Origin of the sequence: Polaromonas sp. (assembly GCF_029945925.1) — a bacterium.
Lineage (GTDB): Bacteria > Pseudomonadota > Gammaproteobacteria > Burkholderiales > Burkholderiaceae_C > Polaromonas.
Window position 1 is genome coordinate 28626 of record NZ_JAQSDN010000024.1, and the last position, 22990, is coordinate 51615.

Genomic DNA, 22990 nt, shown 5'->3' on the forward strand with positions numbered 1-22990 from the left:
CCCTACCCGGTCTGGCGGCAGCGTCCTGCACCGGCCTGCCGCCGGCCGCGATGAAATGGGCCCGGTACAGGAACGGAGACTTCGCCCCGGGACGGCTTTGCCGGTAAAACCCCGTGGAGCGCCAGACAAGGAACACAGATGACTGAAGAAAACGTGCCCGAGACCTTGCCGGCAAAGCCTGTCTCCGCGGCGCCTGCCGAGCCCGCGGTGACGACGTTCCCGGAGCCGGATCGCCTGCTCCTGCACATGCCGGTGGACATCCGCAACATGTCGCTGATGGTGCTGGCCGGCCTGGCCATCCTGTTCGTGCTGCACTGGGCCAAGGCGGTGTTCATTCCGGTGATGCTCGGCGTGTTGTTCAGTTATGCGCTCTCGCCGGTGGTCAACTGGCTGGAACTCAAACGCGTGCCGCGCTGGCTCAGTTCTGCCGTGCTGCTGCTGGCGATTTTCGGCGCCATCGGTTCGACCACCTGGTCCCTCAGGGACAACGCGGCGCAACTGGTGGAGTCGCTGCCCGTGGCCGCGCAAAAATTCCGCAACGCGACGAAGGTCAAGACCGGTCAGTCGGACAGCACGCTGGACACCGTGCAGAAGGCCGCGTCGCAAATCGAGCAGGCCACCCAGGACGGCGCCAAACCGGGCAACACCCGCGGCGCCATGCGGGTGGTGGTGGAGCGGGCAAGTTTCAACGTCAAGGACTATCTCTGGACCGGCACCATTGGCCTGATCACCCTGATCGGTCAGGCGGTTGCGGTCATTTTCCTGACCTACTTCCTGCTGCTTTCGGGCGACAGCTTCCGGCGCAAGCTGCTCAAGCTGGCCGGCCCCAGCCTCAGCAAGAAAAAAGTGACGTTGCAGGCCCTGCATGAAATCACCGGCCAGATCCAGCGCTACCTGCAGGTGCAACTGCTCACCAGCGCGCTGGTCGGGGTGCTGACCTGGCTGGCCCTGCTGGCCATCGGGCTGGAGAACGCGGCGGTCTGGGGCATTGCCGCCTTCGTGCTCAACTTCGTGCCTTATGTGGGCTCGCTGATCACCGCGGCCGCGACGGCGCTGGTCGGTTTCCTGCAGTTCGGCACGCTGAACATGGCGCTGGTGGTTGGCGGCGCCTCGCTGGTCATCCACACCATCGTCGGCAACCTGATCACGCCCTGGCTCACCAGCCGGGCCAGCCGCCTGAGCCCGGTGGCGGTTTTTGTAGGCCTTCTGGCCTGGGGCTGGCTCTGGGGCGTGTGGGGGCTGCTGCTGGGCGTTCCCATCCTGATGATGGTCAAGTCGGTCTGCGACCGGGTGGACGATCTCAAGCCCCTGGGTGAGTTTCTGGGTCCCTGAGTCGGGCGGGATATTTTAATCATTTTGGCCTCTAGCCCTTTCATGGCCTGCGCAGACTGCTATTGATTTGATAGTGAATGCATCGCCGCCTCGCCGCCCGCAATGTGCCGGCTGCCTGCGTCCGCAAAGCGCCTGCATCTGCGCCTGGGTCACGCCGGTGGCGCACGAGGTCGAGGTGCTGATCCTGCAGCACCCGCTGGAGGTCGATCACCCCAAGGGCAGCGCGCGGCTGCTGCACCTGAGCCTGCCGCACAGCCGCATGCTGACGGGTGAGGTGTTTGCCGACGCGGCCCTGCTGGCGGCACCGTTCGAGGCGCCCGGGGCCGTGGCGGGTGCTCCGCGGCACAACCTTCTTTTGTACCCGGACATGCCGCAAGAGCGGGCGCTGGGCGTGCCGGCCCCGCCCGCCTTGCCGGCCGGGTGGCTGCGCGAACCGTCCCGGCTGCGCCTGATCGTGCTCGACGGCTCCTGGCGCAAGAGCCGCAAGATGCTTTACCTCAGTCCGCCGCTGCAACACTTGCCGCGCCTGTCGCTGCAGGGCTTGCCGCCGTCGCGTTACGGCATCCGCAAAGCCCACCGGCCCGGCCAGTTGTCGACGCTGGAGGCGACCTGTGCAGCGCTGATGCAGCTTGAAGGCAATGCCGGGAAGTTTGAACCGCTGTTGACGGCCTTTGACGGTTTTGTGGCGCAGCAGCTCGGCTACCTTCCTAGTCGCCCAGGTCGATAACACCCGCCAGGGGCACACCGGCCGGTGCCGCATAGTCGGCCACCACGAAGGCGCGCGCGGGATGGGCGGCGGCATCTTGCAGCAGCGCCAGAACAAAACCAATCGACGCCTTGTCCAGCGCGGCAAACGGCATGTCCAGCAGGGTGAGCGCCGCGCCCGAGGCAAACGCCGCCGCCAGCCAGACCTTGCGCTTTGAGCCGGTAGACAGCATGAAAAGCTGCTTGTTCAACTCCGACGCCAGCGCCAGACCATGCACACAGGTGGCCAGCACGCCGTCGTCAAAGCCGGCATACGTGCTGCGCTGCACATCGAAGTAGTGCGCCGGTGTCATCTGGTCAAACGCCTCCGTGCGTGGCTCTGTCCAGAACACCTGCCGGCGGTAGTCCTTCGCGCGGGTTTCCAGGGTGATTCCCTTGATGCTGAGTTCGCCTGCATCGGCCGCCAGATCCCCTGCCAGCAGGCGCAGCAGCGTCGTCTTGCCACGTCCGTCGCCGCCCAGTACCAGCGTGACACCGGGCGGCAGCGAAGCCGACCAGTCCGCAAACAAGGTGCGTTCAGGGTAGCGAAAGCCCAGGCCTTTGACTTCAAGAATGGCGGGAGCGGTGGGGGTGGTCATGCCGGTATTGGACACGACTCCGGGAACTTATCCTGTGCCCGCAGGCGCCGGGACAGAGTTGGTGCAGTGCGACGCTGGGTCGCAGACGCTCCTAATTTAATAGCTGCCTGTGCCCGTGCCATATGGGGAAACGGCTGATCTGATACATGAATGTCCGTGCTTTTGGTTACGATGAGCCTGTTTACGCCCCCATTTATGTATAAAAACGCGCGTTGGCCCTTACGCAACGGGCGCCAGCAGCTATTGAATGCATAGCAAATCAGGCGGTCAGCGCATCCAGCGGGCTTGCCGTGCCGCCTGCGGCGACCTTCAGCACATGCGTGTAAATCATGGTGGTGCTCACGTCGGAGTGACCCAGCAGTTCCTGCACCGTGCGGATGTCGGTGCCCGACTGCAGAAGATGCGTGGCAAAGCTGTGGCGCAAGGTGTGCACCGACAGGGGCTTGACGATCCCGGCTGCAGCGCCGGCCAGCTTGATGGCGCGCTGCAAGCGCTCTTCATACAGATGGTGCCGGCGCTCTATCTGAGAGCGGGGATCCACCGACAGCTGAGGCGCGGGAAATACCCAGAACCAGCCCCAGCGCCGCCCCAGGTCGGGGTACTTGACTGACAGCGCATCAGGTACTTCAACACCGGCAACGCCTGCTTCGCGGTCATGTGCCCATATGGCCCGGGCCCGGCGCACCTGCACCTTGAGAGCGTCATGCAGAGAGCGCGGCAACATCACCACACGGTCTTTGCCGCCTTTGGCCTCACGCACCACCAGCACCTTGCGATCAAAATCCACGTCCTTGATTCGCAGGCGCAAACCCTCCATCAAACGCATGCCCGTGCCATACAACAACTTGGCCAGCAAAGCCATCTCGCCATCCAGTGCGCCCAACAAAGCGCCGACTTCCGCCGTGGTCAGCACCGAGGGAATTCGCCGGGGCCGGGTCGGTCGCTGCAACTCGGTGAGCCAGGGCAGATCAAGCCCCAGTACCTCGCGGTATAAAAACAGCAGGGAACTGAGCGCCTGGTTGTGTGTGGAGACCGACACCCGCCGCTCATTGGCAAGCATCGTCAGAAACTGCGTGACCTCCAAAGCGCCCATGTCGCGCGGATGCCGCATTTGCCCGCCCCGCCCACACCAGCGGACAAAAAAACGAACCCAGTACACATAAGCCTGCTCGGTCTTCAGGCTATAGTGTTTGTAACGAATGACCTCGCTCACCTGCTCCAGCAGGCGCTTGGATTGGGGAAGATAGGCGACAGGGTTCATAGTGGTTCAACCATGTATAAAAACACAGTATTTTCCTGCCGAAGCCTGATGTCAAGCGGGGTTGCGCGGAGGTGGGCCATTGCGGCAGATGCCTGTTACGGGTTTATCCCGTCGGATAAGCTGGCCTTGCGGTTTATCCGACGATCTATATCACGTTAAACCGCAGCTATGACTCGCATACGTTTCATTGGCGCCTACGGCGTCGACGTCCCAGAAGGCGCTTACACAGCAGCGATGGACTGCCATGATGACTCAGAGTACGTAGCAAAGGAGCTTGGAAGTCTGGCGCTAGTGGAGCTAGAGATTTTTGATATGCCCGCAACCGGCAGCATTTCAGAGTTCAAGCAGCCTCATACCAAGTATGTTCCATATGATGAGAGCTACTTCGACGCAACTACGTTTGAGCCTTTGCGGCATCCCCTCTACAAGCTTCCCGCTGCAGGCAACTTCCGAGTGGCTTTCTACCTTCATTTCTACGACCCAAGCGAGCCGCTGTGTACCCCCTTCGGATCCGTCCAGGTCGCTCCTGTAGTTGGCCCTCCTCCATCTCACCTCAGAGGCAAGTCCTATGAATTCTGGGAATGAGCGGTTTAACATGTTGCTGGACACGGACACGCAACATCACGAGGCCGCTTCGCGGCGCTTGTCGCGTTCCGGTCAGCGCCAACGTTAGAACGCATGAGCCAACATCGACTTCACGAAGATCCTGCACGAACAAAGCCAATTGGCCTTGCGCGCTACGCAGCAGATTTCTTCGATGCTGCAATTGCGGCTGATGACGTGCTAGGCCACCGAAAGGGCTATGAGATAACCGCGCCTGTGCCAGTGATGTTCTTGGTTGGGCAGGCGATAGAACTAGCGCTGAAAGCATTTCTCCTGCACCAAGGGGTAGAACTAAGAAAGCTTCGATACGATTACGGTCATGAACTGCATCGCGCGCTCAAGAAGGCGAAGGAGTTAGGGTTGTACAAGTTTGTTCCTCTAACAACTGAGGAAGAATCGATGGTGGAGCTGTTGAACACGCTCTATGCGTCAAAACAGCTTCAATACATTGTCTCTGGGCCGAAGACATATCCGGTATTTGGCCCGCTTGAAGCGGTCGGGAGAAAACTGGTGTTTGGCATCGGTCCAGTTGTGGGGTACATACCAAGATGATATTGCGTTCTAACATTTCGCTCGATCGGCCCGCCTATGGCGTCCGCTCAGCTTTGCGTTAGAAACTCCAGATGCATGTTCGTCTAGTCCTACTGCTAGTCGCAGTTCTTCCTCTATGCAGTGCATTTGGGCAGGAGCGAGAAGACCTACGAATTCAGGCGCCGCCCACTTGGGTAGGATGGAAGAAGGCAGCGGAACAAAAGAAGGACGGACTCGAATTTACGGCTTGGGTCCCTCTGGACCAGGAGGGGTCTGCATGGAAAGAATCAGTCACTCTCGCGATTCTGGACCCGTCTCCGCCGGTAGATGCTGTAACGAATGCCATCCGCCTCACTCTTGGGGCGACGGCCAAAGCCTGTCCTCAATCCAATGTTGTGCCACCTAAACCACGCAGTGAAGGCATCTTTACTCTTGCTTATGCACAGTTCTACTGCTCTAGATTTCAGGGCAGGAATGTTGGGGAACTTACCTTCGTCAAAGCCATTTCCTCTGGTCGGCGCATCTACGTCATATCAATGATGAAGAGGGTAAAGCCTTTTGAAATCCGTGCACCCGGGGCCTTCGAATTCTCTCCAGACGACGAGGACCCGGTTAGCTGGCTTTCAGCGGCAGGAAATTACCTCGGGACCTTGAAAGTCTGTGTCAGTCGCCAAGAGAAAGAAGACGTATGTTCGCCCTAGAGTTCCTAACACGGCAGTCCACACTGACGCCGCGCGGCAAAGCCGCGCAGCGCCGGTGACTTCTACGTTAAGCCTCTTCAAACTCACTATGAACATCACCATCCTTTCTCTGTTGATTGCAGTTGCAGCCTCATTTTCGTTGCCCGCTTTCGGCCAGCCTGTAGATCAAATTCCTATGTATGGCGGACTTGATCGGACTGCTGACCCTGCCCTTAAGGATGCAGACGAGAAACTTTTTGCTGATACGACAAAACACTACGGTAGTCGTGAGAAGGCGAGCGCAGCCTTCGTTGGCAATGGATTCGCTTTCTATGGCCGCGATGATCTAGCGACGGCGATGCGCCGTTTCAACCAAGCATGGCTACTTGACCCAAAGAACCCTGAAGTCTATTTTGGGTTTGCGGTCGTACTTCACGACAAGGGGAAGAACTGCGAGGCGAAAAAGCAGTTCGAAAGGGCTGCTTCTTTTGGGGCATATATTCGAGGAATGGCCCCGGACGCGGCTCGCGTGATAGTGCTGTGCACCATCGAAGACAAATCCTTGTCGGATGAAGCACGTAGCGCACTCATCCTTCGCTCGGAGGCGCTATACGCTGAGGCACTTGCTAAGGAGCAGGACAAAGGTTACGTTCACGCATCCATGGCATCAGCGCTTTATTGGCGCGAAAAATATGCTGAAGCCTGGGCGGCTGTGAAACTTGCCCGCGCAAGTGGCGGGCGCCTACCTGAGCAGTTTTTGCGCATGCTTCGGGAAAAAATGGCGGAGCCGGTATGAAGAGGCTTAACGGGTCGGCCCACGCGGACAAGCAACATCAGGTTGCCGCTTCGCGGCGGGTGTTGCGTGCTGGTGGCCTTGGACGTTATGCGTCATAAGATCAGCAGTGGCCTGCCTCCCTTGTCCTAGCTACTTTGCTTGGCCTTGGGAGGGTGTTCTCTTGGTGCTCCACCGGATGAGAAGCGTGGCCCAGTAAAGTCATTGCCTGATGGAAGGTATCTCTTCAGTTTTAAGCGATCCCACGTAGACACCCTCAACCCGCAACGGACCATTGCAGTTGAGCTCTATCTGCGTAACAAGCAACTCATTCCTGCGGAATGCAGCGACGGAATTAAAGTACTTCGGGGTGGAGATACAGAGAACGGCAATGGGTGGGCCACTTTCATTTGTAGGTAGTCGAGTGTCATTGGAACCAACGAAGAACCGCATCAATTGAGCCGTCTTACGCATAACTGGTCAATCGACACGGACCCACAACAGCTGGAGGCGGCTTCGCCGCGAATGTTGGTGGTCCGGTCATTTTTACGTTACCCGGCATGAATAGAGCGCTGGGCATTCGCATCGCTTGCCAGCTTCAGCCGCCGTCAAATCACCCTCACGCCGTGTGAACCGATAGTAAAAATGGCCGTTAGCCCTTATTCCGCGGGCGCCAGCAGCTATTAAATAAATAGCATATTGGCGAGACCGCAAAACCTCAGACCGTAGACTGCACCAGCACGAAGGCCTCAGCGGGAAGGTCGGCCAGCCGCAGCACCTCGCCGGACGCCAGCACACGGTCCGGCTTGAAGCCTTCTTCCTGCGCCACATCGGCGCGCTGCCAGCGCAGCGTCACCACGCGTCCGTCGAGCCGCAGCGTGATGCCAAACGACGGCCAGTGGGCGGGCACACGCGGCGTCAGTGACAGCTTGCCCTGGCGCACCGACAGGCCCAGCAGGGTCTCCATCGCAGCGCGGTGCAGCCAGGCCGCCGAGCCGGTGTACCAACTCCAGCCGCCGCGACCGACGTAGGGCGGTGCGCTGTAGATGTCGCCGGCCAGCACATAGGGTTCAATTTCATAGGCCGGGCCGCGGGTGGGGTGGGCGCTGCGATGCGCCGGGCTCAGGGCTTCGAAGCTGCGCCAGGCGGTTTCGGTGTCGCCGCTGATCGCCTGCGCCATCATGGCCCAGACCCCGGCATGCGAGTACTGGCCGCCGTTTTCGCGCACGCCGGGCGGGTAGGCCTGGATATAACCCGGGTTGTTGGCGGCGTGTTGCAGCGGCGGGTCCAGCAGGCGCAGCAGGCCGGCGTCGGGGTCGATCAGCTGCTGCTTGAGGGCCAGCATGGCCGGCACGGTGAACGCCTCGGTGGAAGCACCCGACAGCACGGACCAGGCCTGGGCGATCAGGTCGATGCGGCATTCGCTGTTGGCGCTGGAACCAAGCGGCGCGCCATTGTCAAAAAACGCGCGGCGGAACCAGGCGCCGTCCCAGCCGGCGTCGTGCAGCGCGGCGATCCAGCCTTGCCGCGCGTGCAGCCATTTTTCGGCGCGTGCGGTATCGCCTTTGGCTTGGGCCAGCGGGGCAAAGTCCTGCACCACGCGGCACAGGAACCAGCCCAGCCAGACGGACTCGCCCTTGCCCTCGTGGCCGACACGGTTCATGCCGTCGTTCCAGTCGCCGGTGCCCATCAGCGGCAGGCCGTGTACGCCCACGGCCAGGCTGCGGTCCAGGGTTCGGGCGCAGTGTTCGTAGACACTGGCCGACTGCGTGCTGGTTTGCGGCGGGTAATAGGCGTCTTCGGCGCCGTCGGGGATGGGCGGGCCGTCGATGAAGGCCACGGATTCGTCGAGCAGGGCCATGTCGCCGGTGATGTCGATGTAGTGCGCGCAGGCATGGGGCAGCCAGAGCAGGTCGTCGGAAAAGTGCGTGCGCACGCCCTCGCCGCCGGGCGCGTGCCACCAGTGCTGCACATCGCCTTCGGGGAACTGGCGCGAGGCATTGAGAACGATCTGCGCGCGCAGCCGCGCCGGGTCGGCCACGGCCAGCGCCATGGCGTCCTGCAACTGGTCGCGAAATCCGAACGCACCGCCGGCCTGGTAGAACCCGGCCTTGGACCAAAGCCGGCAGACCACGGTCTGGTAGATCAGCCAGCGGTTGACCAGCGCGTCGAACAGCGGGTCGGGCGTGCTGACCTCGACCTTGCCCAGCAACTGCGCCCACCAGGACTGCACTTCCCGCAGGGCCTGGCCGGTGTCCCGCTGTGCCCACTGCCTGGCCAGCTGCTCGGCGCCGGCGCCGTCGGCCGCATGACCGAGAATGAAGCTGAACCTCAGGTCTTCGCTGCCCGCCAGCGAGAACTCGCTGGCGAGGGCGGCGCACGGGTCGACGGCACCGCCGCTGCGCCGCCCCAGGGTGGCGGGCAGCACCAGTTGCCCCAGTGTGTCGAAAAATTCTCCGCGGTCGCAGGTCCATTGCGTGCCGCCTGCCGCGCCCGACAGCGCCAGAAAGGCCGTGCTGCCGCCAAAACCATCGCGGCTTTCACGTTGCTGGGCAAAGACGGCCACCCGTTCGGCGCCGTTCCAGGTGTGAAGCGTGCGCCGGTTGCCCCTGGCTTCGCCCATCTGCCACTCGACCATGGCGACGGCGCGCAGCCGCCGTCGGGCGCCGCCTTTCTCCAGCCGCACGCGCACCTGGACCACCTTGACCGCTTCGTGCAGGTCGGCAAAAAACGTGGTCTCCAGCTGCAGGCCGGCGTGCCGGCCTTCAAACACTGAATAACCCTGGCCATGGCGCACGCGCCAGCTGCTGTCGGGTGCGGCCAGCAGCGACGGGGCCAGCGCAAACACTTCGCCGCTGTCCAGGTCCTGCAGCAGCCAGTGTTCAAACGCGGGGTCACGCACCGGGTCGTTCGACCAGGGGGTGATCTGGTGCATGCGGCTGTTGCCGGCCCAGGTGTAGCCGCTGCCGGTTTCCGACACCTGGAAACCAAAGGACGGGTTGCTGATGACATTGACCCAGGGCCTGGTAAGGCGCTGGCCGCCTGTCAGCTCGAACCGGTATTCGCCGCTGGCGGCATCGAAGCCGCCCGGCGCAGCCGCTGCCGCCGCTGCTGGCGCGTGGCCGGCCAGTGTGGTTTGCGCCACGGCGCCGGCCCGCTTGGGCAACCAGCTTTCGCGCAGGGCCGCGACCTGCACTTCCAGCGGTCTTCCGTCGGCGTTGAGCGCCACGCGTGCCAGCCCGGTCAGCGCACTTTTTTCGCCGATCGACATTTCCTGCTCACGCAGCAGGAAAAAACCTGCCGTCGCCGATGCGGCCTGATCGCGCGGGAAGCTGTGCTGCACCGCCTGCGTCAGGCGGTCGCGCAGCGCCAGGATGTCGCGCTGCAGCGGCATGAGGTAGGAGTTGACCTCGCTGTTGACCACCACCACGTCGACCGCCAGCCCGCCGAAGGCCCACCAGGGCTGGGCGCGCAGCAGCGAGTGCACCAAGGGAATGCCGCTGGGGGAATGGATGCGCAGCAGCACGATGGGCTTGTCGCCGGACAGGCCGAAGCGCCAGAGCTGGCGCTGGTCCAGCGGCGCGCGTTCCGCCGGCCGGCCCACGCTGTACATCAGCGCCGTGCTCATGTCCTGCAATGCCAGGTTTTCCTCGGGGGTCAGCGCCAGGTCGCGCAGCCGCACCTGGGCCAGCGTCGCGGCCATGCGGGTCGCACGCTCCACGTGCATGGGCTGCAGGTATTTGTCGATGCGGGGCACCAGCTCGTCGGCCGTCTCGGCGGCCGTCGTGGCAAAACTCAAGCGGGCCAGGGCGCCGGGCGCCAGCCGCAGCGTCACACGCAGGCTGGCCACCGGGTCCAGGCCGTTGACCGGCTGGCCCTGCATATCAAACGGCTGGTCGCCCAGGGCGGGCTGGTGCGCCGGGTGGTGGCGTCCAGCGAACACGCGGCGGTCGGCGATACACGCTACCGATATCAGGTCGGCCTCAGCCTCGGCCAGAAAATGCGCCACCGCCATTTGCGGGTCGCCGTGCAGGCGCGGGCGGCGCGTGAGCATGAGGGCGCGCCACTGCGGCTCCCAGCGGGTCTGCACAAACAGGCTGGAAAACGCCGGGTGGGCTTCGTCGGCGCGCGGGTCGGCCAGCACCGCCTCAAAGCAGGACACCAGTTCCACAACCTGCTCGGTGCGCCCGGTGTTGAGCAGTGTCACGGTGCGCAGCTCGGTATCGTCCTCGGGGCTGACCAGCACGGTCAGGGTGGTGCTCAAGTTCTCGCCCTGCGCGTCGAACTGCACCCGGTCGGCCATGAAGCGCGCCTGGTAGCGCCAGCCCTGGCCCGGCGCCGGCCGCGCGGTGAGCGAGCTGATGCTGGGTTTACCCTCCTGGTCGGGGTGGACAAGGTAGAAAAAGCTGCCGTAGCCGTCACGCGGCAGGTCATCACGCCAGCGCGTGATGTTGCGGCCGCGCCAGCGGCTCAGTCCGGCGCCATTGGCGCGCAGGGCGACGTTGTACTGGCCGTTGGACAGCAGGTGGGTGGGTTTCCAGCTGGTGCCCAGCGGGTTCAGCTCGCGGGACTGGAACACCGGCTCTGGGGTGTAGCCGCCGGGCTCCGGCGGCAGGCGCGGGTCGGCACTGCGGACAATTTGGCGCGGCGTGTTTTCATGCAAGAGGCTTTCATGCGCCCGCACCAGCGGGTCGCCGCAAAACCAGCGCCGCGGTGCGTTGGCGCACAGCACGTTGCACAGCGCCGCCAGCGCCATGCCCTGGTGGTGCGCCATGAAGGCTTCCACAATGCTGAACGCCTCGGTGCCCGACTTTTCCGGCTGGCGTGCCACGGTGAAGTCCAGGGCCTCGTAAAACCCCAGCTCGCCGCGTGCGCCCAGCTTTTCCAGGCGCTGCAAATTACGCGCGGCGCCGCGCGCATCGAACAGTGTGGCCAGCAGGGTGGCGTAAGGCGCAATCACCCGGTCGGTGTGCGGCGTGCGCCGCAGCGCCAGCCGCGGGACGCCGAAAGGGGAGTACTGGAAAGCCAGCGAATGGTCTTGCGCGAAATAGCCGGACTCCGACACGCCCCACGGGAGTTGCTGCGCGGCACCGTAGGCGCGCTGCTCGACCACCGCCGCGTGGGCCGCCGTGTGCAGCAGCCCGTAACCGGGCTCGGACATCAGCAGCGACGGCATCAGGTATTCGAACATCGAGCCCGACCAGGACTTCAGTCCCGGTACCACGCCCACCGACAGGAAGGGACGGCCGAGGGCGGCCCAGTGGCGCCGCGGAACGTCGCCCTTGGCAATCGCCAGAAAGCTGGTCAGCCGGGACTCGGAGGCCAGCAGGTCGTAATAGCTGGCGTCGAGCGTCTGTTCGTGCACGCGCAGGCCGATATGAAACAGGTGGCGCTTGGTGTCGTACAGGCCGCGAAAGTCCATGGCCGCGTACAGGGCCTGGCAGCGCGCCGCCAGCTGCAACAGGCTGGCCTGCGCCGGCTTGCCGTCGGCGCCGTTTTGCGCCAGGCCGGTGCAGGCCTGCGCGACGGCCAGCAACAGGCCGGCCAGGTTGCCGCTGTCGACGGCCGACACATAGGCCGGCTGCAGCACCTCCAGCGTTTGCGTGTCGTACCAGTTGAGCAGGTGGCCATCGTGCCTGGGCAGGCGGGCTATGCTGTCCAGCGAGGCTTGCAGCCGGCTGATGACTTCATTCGTGCTGATCCAGCCGAACTCACGGGCGCAGCAGATGGCCAGCAGGTACAGGCCGATGTTGGTCGGCGAGGTGCGATGCGCCAGCGTGGGCTCGGGCACCAGTTGCAGGTTGTCCGGCGGCAGGTGGTTGTCCCCGGGACCGACCGATTGCTCGAAAAAGCGCCAGGTGTCGCGCGCCAGCGTGTGCAGGTAGGCCCGGTCCTCGTCCCGCAGGCGGTGCGCGGGATCCGGCGGGCGCGGCTTGCTGGCCCACCAGGCGGCCAGCGGCGACGCCGCCCACAGCAGGAACAGCGCGGTGCCGGCGGCCGGGTGAGGGCTCCACAGCGCGGCGACCGCCAGCGCCACGCACAGCAACGACACCGGTGCATGCTGGCGCACGAAGGCGGAGAGTTCGTGGCGTGCAGCGGCCTGGGCCTGGGCAGCGGTGCTCCACTCGAGCAGCCCGCGGCGGCTCACGCGCATGCGCCAGACAGAACGCACGATGGCGTCGAGCAGCAAGGTGGCCTGCACCGGCAACTGGCTGAACTGCCAGGCGGCGCCGCCCAGGGCGCGCAGCATCTCGCTGCGGCCCACATGGAAAAAATGGCGCCAGGCGATGCCGCGGCGTGTCGGCACCAGGCCGGCCAGCGCGCCGAGCAGAGGCCCGGCCAGCAAGGCCGCGAAGGTGACGAGCAGGGCCGTGGCCAGTGGCATGGCCGCCGTGAAAACCACGCAGATGAGCAGGCCGACCGTGGCAGGGATGACCAGCGAGCGGCGCAGGTTGTCGGCCATCTTCCACAGGCCCAGTGCATCGATGCCGTAGTGCCTGGCGCGCGCCATGAAGGGCAGCAACTGCCAGTCGCCGCGGGTCCAGCGGTGAATGCGCGAGGCGGCCACGCCCGCATGGTGCGGATGCTCCTCGACCAGCGCCACGTCGCTGACAAAACCGCAGCGCGCGATGTTGCCTTCGAGCAGGTCGTGACTGAGGATGGAGCCCGTGGGCAGGCGGTCGTCGAGGACCGCATGCACCGCGGCCACATGCAGCAGGCCCTTGCCGCTGAAACTGCCGCTGCCGAAGAGGTCCTGGTACACCTCGGACACGCTGTTGCTGTACGGGTCAATGCCGCATTGCCCGGCAAACAGGCGGTGAAAAGGGGTGCGTTCAGCAGGTCCCGGCAGCGGCGTGACCACGCGCGGCTGCAGGATGCCGTAACCGGACACCACGCGGCGCGAGGCGGCGTCGATCTGTGGCGTGTTCAGCGGGTGGGCCGCCACGGCCACCAGGTCGCGCAGGGCGCCGGGCGGCAGGCCGGTGTCGCTGTCCAGCGTCACGATGTACCGGATGCCGTCGGCCAGCCGCTGGTCGTTGGCCAGCGGCATGAAGCCGGCCATGCTGCCGGTGACCAGCGTGCGCACCAGCTGTTCGAGTTTGCCCCGCTTGCGCTCCCAGCCCAGCCATTTTTGCTGGGTGTCGCTCCATTCGCGCGGGCGATGGATCAGCAGAAATCGCGGCGCCACCCCGGCCGGCGCTGGGTGGCGCACATTCAGTGCAGCCACTTGCGCCAGCGCCGCGTTGAGCAGGGCCGCATCGCCCGCCATGGTTTCCCGCGGTGCATCGACCCAGTCGGTGAGCAGGGCAAACTGGGCCTCGCGCTCGCGGTTGGCCAGCCAGTGCAGCTCAAGCCGTTCTGCCAGCTCGCGAACGATCGCGCCGGAGCTCAGCAGCGTCGGCAGGACAACCAGCACGCGGTGCTCGGGCGGGATGCCGGCCGACAAATCGAGCCGTGGCAGGGAGCGGATCTTGAGCGATTCGGCGATCAGGCGGTGCACGAAGGCCGCGGCGGCTTCGGATGCCGGCCAGGCCAGCAGGAACAGCGCCGCCACCGCCGGCCAGCTGTGCAGGTCCATGCGGTTTGCAGCGGCCAGCAGGATGAGGGCGGTGCCCAGGATGATGGGGGTGATGTACAGCGGCAGGCGCCAGTTGCGCAGGGCGGCCGCCGGCGCGCCGCGTGCCGTCATGCCCAGGGTCGCCTCCAGGGCGGCCCGGCCGCCGCCGAGCAGGTAGTAGCCGGCCGTGCGCTCCACGGCCGTCGCGGGCAGGGTGTGGGGCACCGCGCGCGCGGCGGCGACCACGGCTTGCGCCACCTCGCGCTCGGAGTGGCGGCTCAGGCGCGCCAGCCGCTCCATGGATTGGGTGATCTGCTGGCGCGTCAATTCGCTTTCCCGGGCGAAGCTGGGCAACTGACTGAGCATGCGCAGCGACCGGCTCACCGGCTCGATCAGCTCGACCCAGTCGACCTGTCCGATCAGGCGCAGGGTGGTGATGATGTTGCCGACGGTGAGGTTGGCGGCCACCTGCGCGGTCTGGCTTTCAACCATCAGCGTCGGCCCGTCCGGGCAATGCCGTTCGGTCCAGAGGACCAGCGATGGCAAGATGTCCAGTTTGACCGTGGGCATGCGCTGCCACAGCTGCGTGAGGTAGTTGCGCTGCAGGCCGCGCTGCTGCATCAGGGCATTGATCGCGTCGAGGTCGGCATCGTCGAGCCTGTCCACGCAGTCCCAGACCGCATGGGCGACTTCCCGGGCCACCTTGCTTTGGGCAATGTTGTCGGCCATGCGGCGCAGGTTTTCAAGCAGCACCACGCGCAGGGTGGTCGGCAGGGCCCAGAGCTCGCTCAGCCGCAGTTCGCTGTGCTCCTGGTAGGCATTGAGAAAGGCGGTGAACAGGTCCGGGTTGAGCACGCTGTCGGTATGGGCGACGTAAGCCCAGGCGATGCCGTAGACGCGCGGCAGACCTTCCAGCGGTGCCGCCGCCAGCTTGGGCAGGCTCGCGTAATAACGCCGTGGCACGCCCTCGCGGATCTGCTGCAGCTGGGCTTCGACGAGGTGAAAGTTGTCGAGCAGCCATTCGGCGGCAGGCGTCACGTAGTGGCCGCTGCGCGACGTCAGCGCCACATAGTCGTAGGCCTGGCGCAGCGCGCCCAGGTTTTCCTCGACGCGCGGAAAAAAGGAAGCCCCGCGCCCTGGAGGGCCGTCGGCCTGCACGGTCTGGGCCGCGGCCAGGCTACGGCCGTGTTGTTCGAAACGGTGGACGCCGAACAGCTCCGCGCGTATGGGCGGATCGGCTTCCGCCCGCTGGCTCAGGAGGATCTGGCGTGCGTGGGGGGTGAGGGATTCCAGCCGGTCAAGAACAGCGTCGTCCACCCTCTCAAACCACGGCCAGCAAGGTTACGCCGCAGCAGACGAAGAGGACGCCCGTGGTCACAATGCGCGGAGACGCGGTGGCGTGCAGGGACTCCAGTGCGGCACGCAATGCAAAAAAACGGCCACGCGAAAGCTGGCAATCGTTCATGTGCGCGGCCAGTGCCGTGAAGTCACTGCTCACATGCTCATTGCTCATGGAATCATGATGGGCGGAATGGCGGCTGACCGCCTCGGTGTGTGGCGTGGACATGGTTCAGGCTCCAAGGGGTGGTCGCCAGCGCTGCCTGGGGCAATGCCGTGTGGCGTTGAAATCCATCTTAAAGTTCACCCGCGGTCGCCGCCATCGGATTCCACTGGAAGACCTGTAGGAGCAGTCCGACAGTGTGCTCTGCGGGCCGGTTGCCGCCGGATTTTCTCCCGCGCGGCCTGGGCCTGCCAGGAAAAGAACGGCAGTCCATGCTGTCGTTTCGGGACAGGAAAATCGCAGGGCTGGAAGCCGGAGCGAACGGGCCGGCTCCCGTACACGGCTGCGAACCGGTGATCCCGGCTCAGTGCCCCAGGTCTGCTACCAGCTTGTCTGCCGCCTGAACGGCCTCCTCACGCGTGGGCCAGGTCCTGTCGCTGTCGTGCAAAGGCGGCAGTGATTCAACGTGAATGACCGCGATGTACCAGGGACCGTCAGGGAAATGACACAGCCTGGCCATGTAGTGCCGGCCGCCCGCGATGCCAGGGACGTATTCCTCTACCGACTCCGGTTCTTCTATGTCCATCATGTCCATCGGGTTTCTTTCCAAATCCCGATTATCCGCAACCGACCCGCCCGTCTGGGGGGGTGAGGACATCATGGATGCAGTAGATGTTTTCGCAGGATCCGGCGGCGTCAGCACCGGGGCCGTCATGGCTGCCTGTCATGCTGTCACGGCGGCGGCTGGGCGGCACGACCTGCGGGCCAAAGGGTGACCCGCCGTGCGGACACTGAGCACCGTTCACTCCTTGAGGTCCACCCCCAGAATGGCCAGCTTTTTCGCATACGAATCCCTGCGTTTTGCTGCCTTGGCTGCTGTTTCGACGGCCGCCTGAATCGCCTTGGGCCCTTTTGTTGCAACAGCTTTGATCAATCCGGACTTGTGGGCAGCCTCTGCCGCCGCCCTTCTGTAAGTGGCGATGAGTGCGGCATGAGCAGCGGATGGATTCACAGGGACCCCATTGTCTAAAACACCATTTTCCGCGTTTTTTGAGCCCATAACCGTTGAAGGCGATCTGGATAAAAAAGGCCGCCAGCCCTCATGGAAAGGTCGCCAGCAGCTACTGAACCAATAGCAATGACCGCCCCTACAGCGAGCCTCAACCTGTGTTGCGCAAGCCCGCCGCAATGCCGTTGATCGAGATGTGGATGCCGCGCTGCACACGTTCGTCGGCCTTGCCCTCGCGGTAGCGGCGCACCAGCTCGACCTGCAGGTGGTGCAGCGGGTCGATGTAGGGAAAGCGGTGGCGGATGGAGCGCTGCAGGGCCGCGTTGTTGGCCAAGCGCTGCTTGTCGCCGGTGATCAGCGTCAGCGCTTCGGCCGTGCGGTGCCACTCGACTTCGATTGCGCTGAAAATCTTCTTGCGCAGGCGCGCATCGCCGACCAGTTCGGCATACCGCGATGCCAGCGCCAGATCGCTTTTGGCCAGCACCATGTCCATGTTGCTCAGCAGGGTGCGGAAAAACGGCCACTGCTTGTACATCTTCTGCAGCAGCGCGAGCGCTTCCTTGCGACTGGCCGGCGTGCCGCCCTGGTCGAGAAACTGCGCAATTGCCGCGCCAAAGCCATACCAGCCCGGCAGGGTCAGGCGGCACTGGCCCCAGCTGAAGCCCCAGGGAATGGCGCGCAGATCCTCGATCTTCTGTGTGGCTTTTCTGGAAGCGGGCCGGGAGCCGATGTTGAGTTCGGCAATCTCGCGGATCGGTGTCGCGCTGAAGAAATACTCGGTGAAGCCCGGGGTCTCGTAGACCAGCGCTCGGTAGGCGGCCATGCTGGCTTGTGACAGCTGGTCGGCGGCCTGCAGAAAGGTCTTGGTGGCGGGCTTGGTGGGCTGCAGCAGGGTGGCTTCCAGCGTGGCTGCGACCAGGGTTTCCAGGTTGCGCCGGCCGATTTCGGGGTTGGCGTATTTGGAGCCGATGACTTCGCCCTGCTCGGTCAGGCGGATCTGTCCGCGCACCGTGCCCGGGGGCTGGGCCAGGATGGCCTGGTAGCTGGGGCCGCCGCCGCGCCCCACCGTGCCGCCGCGGCCGTGGAACATGCGCAGCTGGATGTTGTGCGAGTTGGCGAGCTGGTCGAACAGCTCGACCAGCGCGATCTCGGCGCGGTACAGCTCCCAGTTGCTGGTGAAGATGCCGCCGTCCTTGTTGCTGTCGGAGTAGCCGAGCATGATGTCCTGCTCGGCGCCGCTGCGCTGCACGAGCCGGGCGATGCCGGGCAGGGCATAAAACTCGCGCATGATGGGCGCGGCATTGCGCAGGTCCTCAATCGTTTCAAACAGCGGCACGACGATCAGGTCGTTGCTTGCAGCGCTGTCCAGCGTGTTGTGCATCAGGCCCACTTCCTTTTGCAGCAGCAGGACCTCGAGCAGGTCGCTGACGGTTTCGGTGTGGCTGATGATGTAGTGGCGGATGGCTTCCCGGCCGAAGCGTGCACGCGCCGTGCGGGCCGCCTCGAAAATCGCCAGCTCGCCGGTAGCGTGCGCCGAGTAGGTGGTCCCGACCACACGCAGCGGCCGGGCGTCGTTAAGCAGCTGCAGCAGCAAGGCGCGCTTGGCCATTTCGTCCATGCCCGCGTAGTGGGGCTCGATACGCGCGACGGCGAGCAGCTCGGCGACGACTTCCTCGTGTTTGTCCGAGCTCTGGCGCAGGTCCACCGTCGCCAGGTGAAAGCCGAACACCTCCACCGCCCGGATCAGCGGGTGCAGGCGCTGCGCAACCAGCGCGCCGCCGTGGTTGGCCTGCAGCGAGGAGGCAATCGTGCGCAGGTCAACCAGGAAGTCCCCGGACGTCAGGTAGGCGTTTTGCGGCGCCACCGCATGGCGCGCGGCCTCGGTGCCCGTGAGGTCTTTCAGTGTGGCGGCCAGCCGTGCATAGACGCCGGTCAGCGCGCGCCGGTAGGGCTCGTCGAGGCGGTGTTCGTTGGTGTCGGGCGAGCTTTCGGCCAGCGCCCGCATCTGCGGCGTGAAGTCCACCAGCATGGCCGACAGCGAGAGTTCGCCGCCCAGGTAATGCACCTCGGTCAGGTAGTGGCGCAGCGCCACTTCGGCCTGGCGGCGCAGGGCGTAGTTCAGAGTGTCCGCGCTGACATTGGGATTGCCGTCCCGGTCGCCACCTATCCACTGGCCCATGCGCAGAAAGCTGTGCACCGGGTGGTTGCCCAAGGCACGTTCCAGGTCGGCGTAGATTTTTGGGATTTCGCGCAGAAAGGTCGATTCGTAATAACTGAGCGCGTTCTCGATCTCGTCGGCCACCGTGAGTTTGGTGAAACGCAGCAGCCGGGTCTGCCACAGCTGCATCACACGGGCGCGCAGCTGGGCTTCGTTAGCGGCGAGTTCGCGCGGCGTCAGGGCGTCGCGCGCCGCATGGACGGCCAGGGCCAGCGCCTTGATCTCGTCGCGTGCCGTCAGCAGCTGCGCGATGTCGCGCTCGGCGTCCAGGATGCTCTTGCGCTGCACCTCGGTCGGGTGCGCCGTGAGCACCGGTGAGACAAAACTGTGTGCCAGCATGTTTGCTATTGTTTTAGGAGCTATTCCCGCCCAGCGCAGGCGGGCCAGCGCCACTTCGATGCTGCCTTCCTGGGTGTCGCCGGCGCGTTCGTGGATGGCGCGGCGGCGGATGTGGTGCCGGTCCTCGGCCAGGTTGGCCAGGTGGCTGAAGTAGGTGAAGGCGCGGATCACGCTGACGGTCTGGTCGCCGGACAGCCCCTTGAGCAGCTTTTTGAGTGCCTTGTCGGCCTCGTGGTCGGCGTCGCGGCGAAAGGCCACGGACAGCTTGCGCACTTCCTCGATCAATTCATAGGCGGCCACCCCTTCCTGCTCGCGGATCACGTCGCCGAGGATGCGGCCGAGCAGGCGGATGTCCTCGACCAGCGGGCGCTCGTTGTCCCTGCTTCGGGCGCGCGGGCGGTCACTGTTTTTGGCAGATCCCCCGGCTTGTTCCTTGGGGGGGGTCGCACGCGCCGTCGTTACCATGGTTCACCTCGTGTTGGCTCTTGTTTTGCAGTGCAGCATGCTAGCATCCGGGCACCCCCCAAGATTACAGACAGGTTACGAGTGAGCGCAGCTTCTTCCCCTTCCCTCCGCGTTGTCATTGCCACGCGCGAAAGCCGGCTGGCCATGTGGCAGGCTGAACACGTCAAGGCCTTGCTGGAGACCCGCCTCGGCTGGCAGGTCGAGCTGCTGGGCATGACCACGCTGGGCGACCAGATCCTGGACCGATCGCTGAGCAAGGTCGGCGGCAAGGGGCTGTTCGTCAAGGAACTGGAAACTGCGCTGCTTGACGGCCGGGCCGACCTGGCCGTGCATTCGCTGAAAGACGTGCCCATGGACCTGCCGGACGGCTTCGCGCTGGCCTGCGTGCTCGAGCGCGAGGACCCGCGTGATGCGCTGGTGTCGAATCATTTTTCCTCGCTGGACGAGCTGCCGGCCGGCGCCGTCGTCGGCACCTCCAGCCTGCGCCGTCTGGTGCTGCTCAAGGCCCTGCGGCCGGACCTGAAAATTGAACCGCTGCGCGGCAACCTCGACACCCGCCTGCGCAAGCTCGACGAAGGGCAATACCAGGCCATCGTGCTGGCCGCCGCCGGCCTGAAACGCCTGGGCCTGGCGTTCCGCATCCGCTGTGCCTTCGAGCCGGCGCAGATGTTGCCGGCCGCCGGGCAGGGCGCGCTGGGCATCGAAGTGCGTGCCGACCGGCAGGATCTGCTGGACGCGCTGGCCAAACTGGCGCACCAGCCGACCTGGCTGGCTGTGACGGCCGAGCGCACCGTGTCGCGCGCCATGGGTGGCAGCTGCTCGATGCCGCTGGCCGCCTTCATCCGCGAACCGCAAGGCGGCGAGATGACGCTGGAAGCCGCCTGGGGTGAACCCGGCGCGGACGGACAAGGGGTGGCCGGCCGGCCGCTGGTGCGTGCCGAACACCGTGCGCCGGTGCGCACCTTCGCTGAAGCCGAAGCCCTGGGTGAACGCGTGGCCGCTTCCTTGCGGGCCGGCGGCGCCGTCTGGGCCGCCAATGCGCCGCAGCCTTGAACGCCGTGCGTGTCATCGTCACCCGGCCTGAGCGCGATGCCGCTGGCTGGATTCAGGCCCTGCAGGCGCACGGCCTGCAGGCCGAGGCGTTGCCCCTGATCGAGATCGCCGCGCTGCCGGAGTCGCCGGCCCTGCAGCAGGCCTGGCGCGAGATCGGCACTTACTCGGCCTTGATGTTTGTCAGTGGCAATGCCGTGGACGGATTTTTTGCATCAAATCAGGCTGCAGCCCTTATGCAGAGGGCGAAAGCAGCTACTGATTCAATAGCAAACCCGGGACCACGTTTTCTGGCGCCCGGACCGGGCACCGTGGCCGCATTGCGCCGTGCGGGGGTGCCCGAGGCGCTGATCGACGCGCCGGCGGCAGACGCCGGGCAGTTTGACTCCGAAGCCTTGTGGGCGGTGGTGAGCCAGCGCGACTGGCAGGGCCGGCGTGTGCTGATCGTGCGCGGACAGGGCGCAGGCCAGGACCAGGCGGGCGGCGTCGGGCGCGACTGGCTGGCGCAGCAGTTCGCCGCCGCGGGCGCCCGGGTCGATGTGGTGGCGGTGTACCAGCGCCGCGCGCCGGTTTTCAGCGCATCGCAGCGTCAGCGCATCAAGGCCGCGGCGCACGACGGCTCGGTCTGGCTGCTGAGCAGCTCCGAGGCGCTGGCCCACCTGCCGGCAGGGGACTGGTCGCGCGCCCGCGCCGTCGCCACCCACCCGCGTATTGCCGAAGCGGCGCGCGCCGCCGGCTGGGGTGTTGTTGTGCAGTCACGTCCGGAGATAGCGGACATCGTGGGCTCGATAGAATCAATACCACCATGAGCGACAGCGAACCCGTCTCCCCTCCCTTGCCGGTGCCCCTGGCCGAGCTGCCGGCTGCACCCGCGGCGGGTGCGGGGCGTCGCTGGCTGCTGGTGACCGGGTTGGTGGCTGTCGCCGGCCTCGTACTCAGCATCCTGCTGTGGCAAAAGCTCGGTAACATCCAGGAAGAACTGGCCCGGCGCAGCACCGACGCGACCGCGCAGTCCATCGAGGCTCGCACGCTGGCGCGGCAGGCGCAGGAAGGCACGCGCGAGCTGACGGCACGCCTGGCACTGCTGGAGACGCGGCTCAGCGAGGTGAGCCTGCAGCGCACGCAGCTGGAAGAACTGATGCAAAGCCTGTCGCGTTCGCGCGATGAAAACCTGGTGGTCGATGTGGAGTCCGCGCTGCGGCTGGCCCAGCAGCAGGCGCAGCTGACCGGCAGCGCCGAGCCACTGCTGGCCGCCCTCAAGTCGGCCGACCAGCGGCTCGCGCGCGCCGCGCAGCCGCGCCTCAATCCGCTGCAGCGCGCCATCGCCCGGGACGTGGAGCGCATCAAGGCCACCACCGTGACCGATGTGCCCGGCCTGCTGCTCAAACTCGACGAACTGACACGCATGGTGGACGATCTGCCGCTGGCCAACGCGATGGTGACCGGCGCTGCCGCCGCCCGCTTGGTGGCGGCTGCGCCCGCGCCGGTCCGGCCCGCCTCCGCAGCCGGCACCTCCATGGCCTGGCTGGACAGCCTGGCGCTCAGGGCCTGGTGGCAGCGCACGCTGCAGGGCACGCTGGACGAAGCCCGCGGCCTGCTGCGGGTGAGCCGCATCGACCAGCCCGACGCCGCCCTGCTGGCGCCCGAGCAGGCGTTTTTCCTGCGTGAAAACCTCAAGCTCAAACTGCTCAATGCCCGGCTTGGCCTGCTGTCGCGCCAGACCGCCAGTGCCCGTTCCGACCTGGCCGCCGCCGGCGCCTCGCTGGCAAAGTATTTTGATCCTGCGTCGCGCAGGACCCAGGCGGCGACCCAGCTGCTGCAGCAGGTGCAAAGCCAGATGAAGTCCAGCGAGTTGCCGCGCCTGGACGAAACCCTGGCCGCGCTGGCCACGGCGGCCGCAGGTCGCTAAAGAGGCAGGTATGCGCAGCGCTCTCTGGCTCCTGGCCCTGTTCGGCATCGCGGTGGCCGTCGCACTGGTGGCCGGCAACAACCAGGCGGTGGTCACGCTGTTCTGGCCGCCGCACCGCGTCGACATTTCCTTCAACCTGCTGGTGCTGCTGCTGGCGGGCCTGTTCACGCTGCTGTACCTGGCGCTGCGTGCCGCGGTGGCGGTGTTTTCGCTGCCGGCCGAGGCCAGGCGCTGGCGCGCCCAGCAAAAAGAGCGTGCCATGTACGCCGCCTTCATGGACGCGCTGTCGCACCTGATGGCCGGGCGCTTTATCCGTGCGGCCAAGCTCGCGCAGAACGCCATCACCCAGGAAAAAAGCCTCAGCCTGCTGGCACGGGCCTCCGGCCACGTCGGCGGCTACACGCCGGCGCGCGCGACCC

General features: G+C 65.4%; 16 protein-coding genes. 9 read left to right on the top strand and 7 right to left on the bottom strand.

The window, feature by feature from the left end:
- The first annotated feature begins 138 nt into the window (after positions 1 to 138).
- Both PSV40_RS06170 and PSV40_RS06175 read left to right on the top strand, forming a co-directional pair.
- The gene (locus PSV40_RS06170) at positions 139 to 1332 is read left to right on the top strand and encodes an AI-2E family transporter (RefSeq protein ID WP_300535549.1); all 1194 of its coding nucleotides are present in this window, start codon (positions 139 to 141) and stop codon (positions 1330 to 1332) included.
- Positions 1333 to 1402: 70 nt separating this feature from the next.
- A complete protein-coding gene (locus PSV40_RS06175; protein WP_300535597.1) occupies positions 1403 to 2059 on the top strand; it encodes a tRNA-uridine aminocarboxypropyltransferase in 657 nt (218 codons plus the stop codon).
- Here PSV40_RS06175 and PSV40_RS06180 read toward each other — a convergent pair.
- On the bottom strand, positions 2040 to 2675 hold the full coding sequence (locus PSV40_RS06180) for an ATP-binding cassette domain-containing protein (protein WP_300535551.1): 636 nt from the start codon (positions 2673 to 2675) through the stop codon (positions 2040 to 2042). The genes PSV40_RS06175 and PSV40_RS06180 overlap by 20 nt on opposite strands.
- Before the next feature lie 259 nt (positions 2676 to 2934).
- The gene (locus tag PSV40_RS06185; protein ID WP_300535554.1) at positions 2935 to 3936 is read right to left on the bottom strand and encodes an integron integrase; all 1002 of its coding nucleotides are present in this window, start codon (positions 3934 to 3936) and stop codon (positions 2935 to 2937) included.
- A 168-nt stretch (positions 3937 to 4104) separates the two neighbouring features.
- On the opposite strand from PSV40_RS06185, the gene PSV40_RS06190 reads away from it, so the two are divergent.
- From PSV40_RS06190 to PSV40_RS06200, 3 genes are all read left to right on the top strand, one after another.
- A complete protein-coding gene (locus tag PSV40_RS06190) occupies positions 4105 to 4521 on the top strand; it encodes a hypothetical protein (RefSeq protein ID WP_300535557.1) in 417 nt (138 codons plus the stop codon).
- 93 nt (positions 4522 to 4614) lie between these two features.
- On the top strand, positions 4615 to 5091 hold the full coding sequence (locus PSV40_RS06195; protein ID WP_300535560.1) for a hypothetical protein: 477 nt from the start codon (positions 4615 to 4617) through the stop codon (positions 5089 to 5091).
- Positions 5092 to 5859: 768 nt separating this feature from the next.
- Entirely contained in the window at positions 5860 to 6546 is a 687-nt protein-coding gene (locus tag PSV40_RS06200) for a hypothetical protein (protein ID WP_300535563.1), read from the top strand.
- A 694-nt stretch (positions 6547 to 7240) separates the two neighbouring features.
- Here the strand turns inward: PSV40_RS06200 and PSV40_RS06205 are convergent.
- The 5 genes from PSV40_RS06205 to ppc form a co-directional block, all read right to left on the bottom strand.
- Positions 7241 to 15397 carry a glucoamylase family protein gene (locus PSV40_RS06205; protein ID WP_300535565.1) on the bottom strand — a complete coding sequence of 2719 codons (8157 nt, stop codon included), beginning with the start codon at positions 15395 to 15397 and terminating at the stop codon, positions 7241 to 7243.
- Between the two features lie 4 nt (positions 15398 to 15401).
- Positions 15402 to 15647, bottom strand: coding sequence for a hypothetical protein (locus tag PSV40_RS06210; protein WP_300535568.1), 246 nt, complete (start codon positions 15645 to 15647; stop codon positions 15402 to 15404).
- Between the two features lie 298 nt (positions 15648 to 15945).
- The gene (locus PSV40_RS06215) at positions 15946 to 16170 is read right to left on the bottom strand and encodes a hypothetical protein (RefSeq protein WP_300535571.1); all 225 of its coding nucleotides are present in this window, start codon (positions 16168 to 16170) and stop codon (positions 15946 to 15948) included.
- Positions 16171 to 16383: 213 nt separating this feature from the next.
- On the bottom strand, positions 16384 to 16641 hold the full coding sequence (locus PSV40_RS06220) for a hypothetical protein (RefSeq protein ID WP_366914965.1): 258 nt from the start codon (positions 16639 to 16641) through the stop codon (positions 16384 to 16386).
- A 100-nt stretch (positions 16642 to 16741) separates the two neighbouring features.
- Entirely contained in the window at positions 16742 to 19612 is a 2871-nt protein-coding gene (ppc, locus tag PSV40_RS06225; protein ID WP_300535573.1) for a phosphoenolpyruvate carboxylase, read from the bottom strand.
- Between the two features lie 81 nt (positions 19613 to 19693).
- Here ppc and hemC point away from each other — a divergent pair, with 81 nt between their 5' ends.
- The 4 genes from hemC to PSV40_RS06245 all read left to right on the top strand — a co-directional run.
- Complete coding sequence (gene hemC, locus PSV40_RS06230) at positions 19694 to 20665, top strand: hydroxymethylbilane synthase (protein WP_300535576.1); 972 nt, start codon at positions 19694 to 19696, stop codon at positions 20663 to 20665.
- Positions 20662 to 21471, top strand: coding sequence for a uroporphyrinogen-III synthase (locus tag PSV40_RS06235; RefSeq protein ID WP_300535579.1), 810 nt, complete (start codon positions 20662 to 20664; stop codon positions 21469 to 21471). The genes hemC and PSV40_RS06235 overlap by 4 nt, the downstream gene beginning before the upstream one ends.
- Complete coding sequence (locus tag PSV40_RS06240) at positions 21468 to 22571, top strand: uroporphyrinogen-III C-methyltransferase (protein WP_300535582.1); 1104 nt, start codon at positions 21468 to 21470, stop codon at positions 22569 to 22571. Before PSV40_RS06235 ends, PSV40_RS06240 begins: the two co-directional genes overlap by 4 nt.
- Positions 22572 to 22581: 10 nt before the next feature.
- Positions 22582 to 22990 (top strand): heme biosynthesis HemY N-terminal domain-containing protein (locus PSV40_RS06245; protein ID WP_300535584.1); only part of this gene is annotated, 409 nt, incomplete at its 3' end.